The sequence below is a fragment of the Streptomyces sp. NPDC046465 genome (assembly GCF_040646035.1).
In the GTDB taxonomy this organism is placed as follows: domain Bacteria; phylum Actinomycetota; class Actinomycetes; order Streptomycetales; family Streptomycetaceae; genus Streptomyces.
Genome location: NZ_JBEYZK010000022.1, coordinates 147,714 through 155,170 on the forward strand (window position 1 = coordinate 147,714; position 7,457 = coordinate 155,170).

General features: G+C 70.2%; 8 protein-coding genes. 1 reads left to right on the forward strand and 7 read right to left on the reverse strand.

From position 1 onward, the window contains the following. Nucleotides 1–9: 9 nt before the first annotated feature. On the forward strand, nt 10–1,194 hold the full coding sequence (gene aroC / locus ABZ953_RS30665; RefSeq protein ID WP_361730526.1) for a chorismate synthase: 1,185 nt from the start codon (nt 10–12) through the stop codon (nt 1,192–1,194). Nucleotides 1,195–1,327: 133 nt separating this feature from the next. On the opposite strand, the gene ABZ953_RS30670 is transcribed toward aroC, so the two are convergent. The 7 genes from ABZ953_RS30670 to ABZ953_RS30700 form a co-directional block, all read right to left on the reverse strand. Next, nucleotides 1,328–1,957 carry a hypothetical protein gene (locus ABZ953_RS30670; protein WP_361730529.1) on the reverse strand — a complete coding sequence of 210 codons (630 nt, stop codon included), beginning with the start codon at nt 1,955–1,957 and terminating at the stop codon, nt 1,328–1,330. Nucleotides 1,958–2,007: 50 nt separating this feature from the next. Beyond that, entirely contained in the window at nt 2,008–3,144 is a 1,137-nt protein-coding gene (locus ABZ953_RS30675) for a phage tail sheath C-terminal domain-containing protein (protein ID WP_361730532.1), read from the reverse strand. 64 nt (nt 3,145–3,208) lie between these two features. After that, nucleotides 3,209–4,234 (reverse strand): methyltransferase, encoded by a 1,026-nt coding sequence (locus ABZ953_RS30680; protein ID WP_361730535.1) that lies wholly within the window; start codon nt 4,232–4,234, stop codon nt 3,209–3,211. Between the two features lie 55 nt (nt 4,235–4,289). After that, on the reverse strand, nt 4,290–4,805 hold the full coding sequence (locus ABZ953_RS30685) for a PhzA/PhzB family protein (protein WP_361730538.1): 516 nt from the start codon (nt 4,803–4,805) through the stop codon (nt 4,290–4,292). Between the two features lie 23 nt (nt 4,806–4,828). Continuing rightward, nucleotides 4,829–5,530 carry a phenazine biosynthesis FMN-dependent oxidase PhzG gene (phzG, locus tag ABZ953_RS30690; RefSeq protein ID WP_361730540.1) on the reverse strand — a complete coding sequence of 234 codons (702 nt, stop codon included), beginning with the start codon at nt 5,528–5,530 and terminating at the stop codon, nt 4,829–4,831. Beyond that, nucleotides 5,523–6,359: a PhzF family phenazine biosynthesis isomerase gene (locus ABZ953_RS30695; RefSeq protein ID WP_361730543.1), complete on the reverse strand. Its 837-nt coding sequence runs from the start codon at nt 6,357–6,359 to the stop codon at nt 5,523–5,525. Before ABZ953_RS30695 ends, phzG begins: the two co-directional genes overlap by 8 nt. 210 nt (nt 6,360–6,569) lie before the next feature. Next, nucleotides 6,570–7,457 (reverse strand): 3-deoxy-7-phosphoheptulonate synthase (locus tag ABZ953_RS30700; protein WP_361730546.1); only part of this gene is annotated, 888 nt, incomplete at its 5' end.

Here is a 7,457-nt window from a genome sequence, read left to right on the forward strand (position 1 = left end):
GAGCATCCGTTGAGCAGGTTGCGTTGGCTGACCGCGGGGGAGTCGCACGGACCCGCGCTTGTCGCGACGTTGGAGGGGCTTCCCGCCGGCGTGCCGATCACCACGGAGTTGGTGGCGGATCATCTGGCCCGGCGGCGCCTTGGGTATGGGCGTGGTGCGCGGATGAAGTTCGAGCGTGATGAGGTCACGTTCCTGGGTGGTGTGCGGCACGGGTTGTCGATGGGTTCGCCGATCGCGGTGATGGTCGGGAACACGGAGTGGCCCAAGTGGAAGCAGGTCATGTCGGCCGATCCGGTGGATCCGGCGGTGTTGGCGGATCTGGCGCGTAATGCGCCGTTGACGCGGCCGCGTCCGGGGCATGCGGATCTGGCGGGGATGCAGAAGTACGGCTTCGAGGAGGCCCGGCCGGTCCTGGAGCGTGCGTCGGCGCGGGAGACCGCGGCGCGGGTCGCGCTGGGTGCGGTGGCGCGTTCTTTCCTGAAGGAGACGGCCGGGATCGAGATCGTTTCCCACGTCACGGAGCTGGCGGCGGCGAAGGCGCCGTACGGGGTGTACCCGACGCCTGGCGATGTCGGGAAGCTGGACGCGGATCCGGTGCGGTGTCTGGATGCGGATGCGTCGAAGGCGATGGTCGCGGAGATCGATCAGGCGCACAAGGACGGCGACACGCTGGGTGGTGTGGTCGAGGTCCTCGCGTATGGGGTGCCGGTGGGGCTGGGGTCGCATGTGCACTGGGACCGGCGGCTTGATGCGCGGCTGGCGGCGGCGTTGATGGGTATTCAGGCGATCAAGGGTGTTGAGGTCGGGGACGGTTTCGAGCTGGCCCGGGTGCCGGGGTCGCGGGCGCATGACGAGATCGTGGCCACGGAGGAGGGGATCAGGCGTACGTCGGGGCGTTCGGGTGGTACGGAGGGTGGTCTGACCACGGGTGAGTTGTTGCGGGTGCGGGCGGCGATGAAGCCGATCGCGACGGTGCCGCGGGCGTTGGCGACGGTTGATGTGGCGACGGGTGAGGCGACCAAGGCGCATCATCAGCGTTCTGATGTGTGTGCTGTGCCTGCGGCGGGCATTGTCGCGGAGGCGATGGTGGCGCTGGTCCTGGCGGATGCGGTGGCGGAGAAGTTCGGTGGGGACAGTGTTCCCGAGACCCGTCGCAACGTGCGGTCCTACCTCGACAACCTGCAGATCCGGTGACCGGCTCGGGGCCGCGGGAACGACGACCGGCTGAACACAGGGCCGGCCCCGCCTGGTCCCGTCCTGCTCTCTCCCGCTGAACAGGGCGGACGACGTGCGGTGCCGGCCGTGTTTCAGGGCCGTCGCGGCAGGGTCAGGCGGCTTCCTTGTTCTGCCGGTCCATGAGGTGTCGCAGGACGAGCCACTCCCGTATCTCCCACGAGTGCCCCGACGAACAGCTGATGCTGCTCTTCTTTCCCGCGATTCCGGCGTTCTGCGGCGACGCGTTGATCGTCCCCGTGCAACTGTCCACCACGCACCGTCTGGTGAGTGGGTCCCGCTCGTTGAGCTCGGGATCGATGACACGCAGCAGTTCGACGTGCAGGCCCTGGATCTCCGCCGCGAAGTCCGCGGCCGGGGGCTGCGTCTTGAGCCACGAAAGGTGTTGCAGCAGGAACCCGGCGAGGCGGGGGACGGCACGGGCCGGGGCCGGGATGCCGAGCTCGTCCGCGACGTAGCCCGCCCACGATTCCAGGATGGCGACGATGTTGCTCCTGGCGTCGAGGGCCGAGACGTTCAGATGATCCCGCCTGCGGGTGCCGGAGACCTTCGTCGGATTCCGTCGTCGGCCGGTGGCGAGGACGTGGTGCAGTCCTTCCTGGTGAAGTCCGGGAAGGGCGCGCAGATTGCGTTCCAGTCTGTCGATGCAGGGGTCACACAGGAGGGCGCCGGTGACGGCCGGGGTCTCCTGTCCATGGTTTCCCGCGCATGAGTGAATCTCCATTGTGTGAATCTCCTTTTAAGGGCGTCGCCTTGGTGGCCTGACGTTCCTGGTCAGGGAATTCTGTTCCCGATGTCGTGCTGGATCCGGAAGCCGACGAACTCGGCCGACCGCACGGTGGCAAGGCCGATGTCGAGGTTCAGCCGCCCCTGTGCCATGTCCTCGGGTGTGTTGTTGGTGTCGTCACAGACGACCTCGAACGCCTCGGCGGCTGCCCCGCCGGACAGTGCTCCGTCACGCCGCAGTCCCGTGAGGAACGTGGTGGCGGACCGGCTGACCATGGCCCGCAGCAAAGGGCTGTTCGTCTCGAAAGCGGCCCACCGGGTGCCCTGCCTGAGCGATGAGCGGGCGTGGTTCACCAGGCGGCGCACGCCCAGATCCGCCCAGTCGGGCTCGATGGACAGGGTGCGGGCACCCGTCACCCGGATGCCCCGACCCGGTAGGGACTGCAGACAGTTCACCCCCAGCGCGCCGACCGACTCCCTTTCGTGGGCCGACAGTTCCAGCTCGTGCTTCACCACGCCCACCAATGAGCCCACGGGCGCCGCGTGCACGCCCCGCTCGGTGTCGACGCGGCAGCACAGCCCGGACACATGTCCCGAAGGCGGCGCCAGGTGTTCCGTCCCGTCGGGCTCGGTCACCGTGATCCAGGGATAGTGGACGGCCACGAACTGGGCGTCGGGCTCGGCGATGTCGAACGGCCTGTCCCGTACGTCGGCGGGGTCGAGGCCCGGCCGGGTGTGCAGCAGGCCGATCCGCGTGCCGAGGCGGCCGCAGTGCTCGGCGACCGCCTCCGCGATGCCGGCCGCGTCCGCCTCCACCCGCCACAGATCGGGCGTCACCACGAGGGTGATCTCCGGAAGTCGCGCCAGCCCGGCGAGAGCGGCACGGTAGGCGGCGACCCGGTCTCCGCCCCCGGCCGTTCCCAGGAGCCATGCCCCGCCGCCCCCGTTGCGGAAGTGGCCGAGCACGGCATCGTGCACGTGGGAGAGCGCCTCGCCGTCGGTCCCGCGTTCCGAGAACGCCTCGATGAACTCCTGCGGATGGCGGACATAGGTCGGCTTTCCCGGCAGGCTCCGGGCGTCCCCGACGAAAGCTGCCACCGCGGTGGGCACGCCGTGGATGACGGGCGCTCCGTGGCCCGCTTCACGGCCGGTCGCAGGCGGGTGCTTCGGCTGCTGTGGTGACATGCAGACTCCTCGGTCACGACGGTCTCCGGAAGGGGCTCGTTCGCCGGTCCTTCCCGGCCGGTCCTCAGCCCGCGGGGGTGAGGACGAGAGCCGACGCCTCCATGGGAAGCGGTACGGAGCGCTCGATGGCCAGGCCCGAACGGGCCACGAGATCGCGGTACTCACCGATGGAACGCTGATGCCCGCCGTTGACGACCATCAGGTGGAGGTCCCAGAGCGGGGCGATCAGGCCTGCCTTGCCCTCCTGGACGACCAGTTCGATGATCAGGAGGCGGGAATTCGGGGCCATGGCCTCGCGTATGGACCGCAGGAGGCGCACGCAGTCGTCGTCCGACCAGTCGCCGAGGACCCGGGACAGCAGGTAGGTGTCCGCTTCCTTGGGTATCGGGGTGGTGAACATGTCACCGGCGATCAGTTCCGTGCGGTCCGTGCCCACGCTCTGTTCCAGGTGCGCGCGGGCGATGGGCAGCGTGTGCTCCAGGTCGAGCAGGGTGCCGCGGGCCTCGGGGGCGGAGCCGAGGACCCTGGCAAGGAGCTGACCGCTGCCTCCCGCGATGTCGACCACGTGCCGGTCGGCTGTGAAGTCGATGTGCTGCGGGACCGCGTCGAAGGCGAAGTTGTTGGCCTGTGCCTTCATGGCGCGCTGGAAGCGCTCGGCGGCGTCGGAGTCCTCGCGCAGGTAGCCGATGAGGGACTTCCCGTATGCCTTCTCGAAGCCGGTTCCGCCGGTCTTGAACGTCTCGATGGAGTGGCCCCAGGCCTGGTAGAACTCCTCGCCGTAGAGCAACGACACATCGCGCAGCGAGCCGGGCTGATCGCGGAGCAGCTCGCCCACGTCGGTGTTGCGGTAGCCGTCGTTCTCGTCACCGTCGACCACGTCGAGCCGCAGGAGCAGGCGCAGCAGTCGCCGGACGGCGTCCTCGTCCGCGCCCGCGGCCCGGGCGAGGTCCGCCGGGCCCGTGTGTCCCGCCGCGATCAGATCGGGCAGCCCCAGCTTGACCGCGGCGTAGACGGCCTGGGTGTGCCAGGCGGCGGTGACGAGGTCGATCGCGGCGCGGGCGGCCGGTCGGGGGGTGTTGTCGGGGGTCATGATCTCTCTCCGTACGGATGGTGGGTCCGGGGCGGGGGTACGTCGCTTCGTCGGTTCAGGAGGGGATCCAGTCCCGCTGGATGTGGGGGGTCTCGATACTCAGGGCGCGCATGTGCTCGATGGGGTTGGTGTATTCGCGGCTGGCGGCGATCTGTCCGTCGCGCAGGGTGAAGCCGTGGATGAAGTGGTTGCGGTAGCGGCCCTCGGGGTATCCGGGGAAGCGGATCGTTCCCTCGCCGTCGCACTCGACCCAGATGACGGCCGGATCCTGGGTCTCGTAGATCTGGACGTCGAACCACTCCCAGTCGGGCAGCACCTTGAGGGAGAGCTCGCCGTGGTGCTGGAGCTTCTCGCGGCCCTGGACGGTGATGGGGCGGCCGATGTCGGTGTTGAACAGGGACGCGGTGCCGTCCTCGGTGTAGAGGGTGTAGCGGCGCAGCCGGGCCTCGGGCCCGATTTCCATGTACTGCTCCACGGCCCGCCGGTTGCGGGCGCGCAGCTCCAGGTGGTTGGTGAACACCGGTGCGGAGGCTGCGGGTTCGGCCGTTTCGGTGGTACGCGAGGGGGTCATGAGCTCTCTTCCGGCAGGGGGGTTCAGGGCTGGAGGCGGGTGGTGTGCCAGCCGGTGGTGGTGCGGTCGTAGCGCAGGCGTTCGTGGAGGCGGTCGGTGCCGTTGGCCCAGAACTCCACGGTGGCCGGTTCCAGCAGGTAGGCCACGAACGACTCAGGGCAGGGCAGCGGGCGCTCTCCGGCGGCCAGGTCCAGGGCGCGGGCGCGCATGTCCTCGAAGTGCTCCAGGTCCCGCAGCGGCTCGCTCTGGCGGGACACCGTCGACATGGCGTGGGTGAAGACCGCCCGTGCCGCCCACAGCTGTGTGGCCTGGTCCTCGGGCAGGCGGCGCACCGGACCGGCCAGGGTGATCTGCTGGCTGGTCTCGCGCCAGTACAGCACGCCCGAGGCGTACGGGTTGGCGGCCAGTTCGCGGCCCTTCTGGCTGCCTGCGTGGGTGATGAAGACGAGTCCGGCGTCGGTGACCTGGTTGACGGCCACGATGCGGGAGGAGGGCCGGCCCTGGGTGTCGGCGGTGGCCAGGGCCAGTGCGCGGGGCTCGCGCACGCCCTGCTCGGTGGCCGTCTGCAGCCAGGCCTGCAGGAGGCCCATCGGCTCGGTGGGCGGGGTGCGGAACTGGGGGAAGTCCACGTCCAGGGTGCCCGTCAGCGTCTCCGAGCGCCGCGGCGCCCCGCTGCCGTTGGCCGACGCGGCCGGTGTCCCGTTCTGCTTGGCCAGGTCAGACATGCATCCGTCCTTCGATCGTGACGACGCCGTGGCCCGAGACGTCGACGGTGTCGACCCGGTCGCCCTCGCCGTGGACCAGCGCGCTCATGGGGGAGGGGCGGCCGATCTCGATGCCCTGGGTGATCTCGATGCGCTGCCCGTACGAGGCGAGGCCGTGCCGCGCGATGTGGATGGCGATGGGACCGGCGACGGAGCCGGTGGCGGCGTCCTCCACGACCCCGTACGCGGGCGAGAACATGCGGTTGCGCCAGGTGGTCCCGGAGCCCGCGATGCAGTTCGTCGCCATGTCGGGGAAGCTCGCGAGCGCGCGGTGGTCGGGGTCCACCTTCGACAGGGCCTCGAAGCTCTCGAAGCCGACGAGGACGTGGCGCGGGCCGTTGCGGTAGATCTCCACCGGGAGGGTCGACTCCCGTACGCCAAGGGCCTCCAGGAGCTCGTCGGCGCGGTCGAAGGGCTCCCACACGGGCACCGGCTGGCGCATGCTCGTCGCGACGACCTTCCCCTCGACGCGCTGCAGCTCGAAGGGGATCACGCCCATGGCGGTCTCGATCCGCAGCTGGTCGGCGTCGGTGCGCTGCCCCAGGGCTATGGCGGTGCCCAGCAACGGGTGTCCGGCGAAGGGCAGTTCGTTGACGGGCGTGAAGATCCGTACGTGTACGTCCCCGCCCTGCTTGGGGCCGAGGACGAACGTCGTCTCCGAGAGGTTCATCTCCTGTGCGATGCGCTGCATCTGCTCGGCGCTCAGGTCGTCGCTGTCGAAGAAGACCGCCACCGGGTTACCGGTGAGGGGCTCTCGAGCGAAGGCGTCGACGACTACGTAGTTGTGCATCTTGTTCTGTTCTCCCACTCGTCTTTGGTGGTGCCTGTGCTGCCGTGACCTGCCGTGACCGCGGGAGGCGGGACGGGGGGCCGGGCCGACGCTCGGGGGAGGGCGCCGGCCCGGCGGTCCATCGGGGTCGCTGCCCACGATGCGCGGTCCATCTTTGGTGAGGACGGAATCCGGCTGGAATCGCCCCGGAACCAGGTGGGAAACGCCAGGTCAGGCGGGCCAGGCGGAGACGGTGGTCAGGGCCTGGGCGGGGTTGAGGCGGGGGTCGCAGCACGAGGTGTAGCGCTCGCCCACGGTGGGCAGGCCGGCTTCGGTGGCGGCGCATTCGGTGACGTCGTCGGGGGTGGTCTCCAGGTGCAGTCCGCCGGCGACGCCGCCGGCGGCGCGGACGGCCTCGACGAAGCCGGTGATCTCGCGGGAGACGGTGTCCACCAGGCGGGTCTTGTAGCCGCCGGGGGCGGTGACGGTGTTGCCGTGCATCGGGTCGCTGAGCCAGATGGCGGGGTGGCCGGCCTCGCGGACGGCTTCGACCAGGCGGGGCAGGCGCTCGGTGACGGCGTCGGCGCCCATCCGGGCGATCAGGGTGAGGCGGCCCGGGTCGCGCCAGGGGTCCAGGCGCTCGCACAGCGCGAGCAGGTCGGCCACCTCCATGGAGGGCCCGACCTTGCAGGCGACGGGGTTGCTGACCTCGGCGAGCAGGGCCACGTGGGCGCCCTCGACCTGGCGGGTGCGCTCACCGATCCAGGGCCAGTGCGTCGAGCCCAGGAAGAGGCGGCCCTTGTCGTCGGTGCGCAGCATCGGCGTCTCGTAGTCGAGCAGCAGCGCCTCGTGGCTGGTCCACACCAGCGGCTCGACGACGTCGCGGCCCGCGGCGCGCTCGCGCCAGCCCAGGTGCTCGATGATGTCGCCGGCGGCCATGTAGCCGGTCAGGATGCGCAGCGGGTCGGGGCGGCGGCTCTCGGCGTCGGGTTCGGGGCCGTTGACCATGTGGCCGCGGAAGACGGGCAGTTCGACGCCGTCGATGATTTCGGTGGGCTTGGAGCGGGGCTTGGCGAACTGGCCCGCGATGCGGCCCACCCGCAGCACCGGCTTGCCGGT